Here is a 2,650-nt window from a genome sequence, read left to right as displayed (position 1 = left end):
GCCGTCGCCTCACTGGCCAGGTACAACCGACGGCGGCGCTCATCGAAGTGCGGCAGGATCTGATCGAACTTCGTTCGCAGAGCACGGGCGGCAGCACAGCCTGGCAGACACGGAATCATATCTCAGACTCCCACCAACGCCCCTGTACCGAGCACTAATTGAAATACGGGTCCCCGCCGTGCCGGTGTACTGCCGCGATACACATGCCGACGCGTCACCGTCCTTGAGGAACCCCGTGTCATCAATGATCAACGCGGTGGGCCGGACGGCCGCCTGCATCTTCCACACCAGCCGGGCCCGAACATGGGCCGGATCCCATGGGCTGGTGGTGATGAAGTGGGCCAGGGCCTGCCGGTTCCCGTCCTGGCCCAGCCGGGCGGCCATCGGCTCGACCGACTTACGGCCGCCACCCGTCAGCAGCCCGCGCAGGTACACCGATCCCCACCGGCGCTGGTCCACGCGCGCGAACGGCTCGAACACATCCGCCGCGAAGTCCTCCAGATCAGACCGGACCGCAGCCAACTCCTCAGGCGAAGCGCAGCGGGCAGACGTCAGCGCTCGGCCTCAGGCCGCGAGCTGCCAGCCAAGAGACCGAGGCTCCTAAACCTCGCCCCGCAGAGCCCTCTCCTCCCCTACCCTGCGAGTCATGAGCACCCCTGTCCCCCGCCCTCCCAAACCTCCCGGTCCAATAGCCCGATGGAGGGCCCAACGAACTGAGCGCGCTGCCCAAATCCAGCGAACAGGCAGACTCACCCCCGCGGCTCGCTGGACCCTGGGCCTTGCCGGCGCCGCAATGGTGGGTGCCGGGGCAGTCGCCGTCTTCACCGTCACGACGGAAGCCGGGCCCGCCGCACTCATCATCGCCGGAGCCCTCCTACTCGTTGCAGCCGTGATGGGACGCCAGATCAAGGAAATAGGACTGGCAGACGGCACCCTCACCTTGGCCGAGATCGAAGACAGGATCCGTAACGCGGACAGCCCCGACGATGCTCTGAGCCTCGCCTCAGCGGCCACCACCGTCGCTCCCGAAGTGCAGCGGGACACCGAAATCCGGGAACTGTCCGCCGCCGCATACGAGCAGGTCATCAACGATCGCCTGGTATCGGCCTTCGGCCCCCGTGCGATCCACCATTCCAGGGGGCCGTACGACCGAGGCACCGACATCGAAGTGACCCTCGACGGCAAAAAGGCCGGCATCGTGACCAAATTCGGCGACCCCACCACGCACATCGGCCCCCGCCGTATGCGGGAGATCGTCGAAACGCTGCTCCGCGGACGGACAGACCTGGACGCGATCGTCATCGTGAGCAACATGCACGAGCCGGCTCTTTCCACCCTCGGAGCCGCACGCGACAGGTCCCAGGAGAACGGGAAGAACTTCCAGTACGTCCGTTGGAGCGGAGACGCCGACACGTCTCAGCTCCAACGTGTCATCGAGGGCCAACTCCGAAGCTGACGCTCTGCGCCCCAACGGCTCCATGAGCCCTACCGGGATACTCTCCGTACCACTGCGGCCGCCAGCTCCCCCATGCTGGTGCTTCAAAAGCATTCGAGGATAGATACGAGAATCAAGCGCAGGTTCCGCTGCGCTCCACCCCGAACGGCCCACTGCGGTGGCCTGGGGTGACCCCGTTTCACGGGGTCCGGGCCTGCGGCCCGTTGGGCGGGTCCGCTCCCCCATCCAGGCCCTCTGCGGTGCACCCGGAGCGACCGCTGCGCGGCCCGCGGGCCTAGGTCGCTTGCGCTCCCCCGACCCTGAGCCCGCTCCACGGGCGGCAAACCCGGCTCACCCGCCCGCACACCGGATCACTGCGGCGCGAGCTCATAGCAAGCGTATACGTCATCGCCGTAGAACCCGGGATCCTGAGCCAGCAGATTCGCACACATATCCTGAAGCGCTGCCTCTCCAGTTGCCCCTTCAGTGCATGCCATAAAAGCGATAAAAGGATCGCCCCCGTTCTGCACCACGTAATCATGGCAGTCGCCATAGCTGTACGTCGAAGTTGATGCGGCGTGAGCTGTAGGCGTGACGAGCATGACTCCGCCAAGGGCGAGGGTGAGAGCTCCTACTGTTCCGACGATCCGCTGCTTGACACCCATCATCCACCAGTTCCCCTTCATACTGGCAGCACCCGCACACATCAGGCAAAGTACTGTCTTCCGGCCGATGTTCAGGTTTTCTACCCGCTCCAGAATCCTCCTCACCCCTTCACCACACCAGAAAGCAGCCGTGCACTTCACCCGATTAGCGTAGAGGTTCTGACGCAAACCTGACTGGCCCACGCTCGTTCGGCTGAAAGTGTGCCATCGAAGGCGATATCGAACGCGTTCATCGCCTCCTGCACCTCAATAACCCCTGACCAGCAACAGGAACCGGGGTCGACGTTCGCAGCCGCCGCGCGTCTTGGGGCACCGGGTGGTGTTGCCGCTCTGACCGGTCGTCACGGTCCGCCCGCACACGGGGCACCGCACCTCGATGGCAGCCGGGAGGTGTTCGGCGGTCGGTGTCATCGCTCCCCCACCCCTTTTCCGCGCCGGAACATGTGCGCTGTCATCCTAAGCTTGGCGTTTGTGCAGACCGGTTGTTCGTGGCGCGCTCTGCGGTGGTTGGTTTGTCCCGTTTGCCGACGGGGTGCTCGCACGCACGGTG

The 2,650-nt window shown here is 65.2% G+C and carries 2 protein-coding genes and 1 pseudogene; 1 reads left to right on the top strand and 2 read right to left on the bottom strand.

Annotation, left to right across the window (positions count from 1 at the left end; all coding sequences use genetic code 11):
* Positions 1-102: 102 nt before the first annotated feature.
* A pseudogene (locus tag ACZ53N_RS37035) lies at positions 103-522 on the bottom strand (transposase); the annotation flags it as partial.
* A gap of 271 nt (positions 523-793) precedes the next feature.
* Here ACZ53N_RS37035 and ACZ53N_RS37030 point away from each other — a divergent pair.
* Positions 794-1,456: a hypothetical protein gene (locus ACZ53N_RS37030; protein WP_469145093.1), complete on the top strand. Its 663-nt coding sequence runs from the start codon at positions 794-796 to the stop codon at positions 1,454-1,456.
* 350 nt (positions 1,457-1,806) lie between these two features.
* Here the strand turns inward: ACZ53N_RS37030 and ACZ53N_RS37025 are convergent, their stop codons facing one another.
* Entirely contained in the window at positions 1,807-2,241 is a 435-nt protein-coding gene (locus tag ACZ53N_RS37025) for a hypothetical protein (protein ID WP_469145092.1), read from the bottom strand.
* Positions 2,242-2,650 lie beyond the last annotated feature (409 nt).

The sequence above is a fragment of the Streptomyces sp. NPDC033229 genome (genome assembly GCF_055576875.1).
The sequence above is the reverse complement of the archived record's forward strand: the minus strand, read 5'-3'. Positions and strand labels throughout refer to the sequence as shown.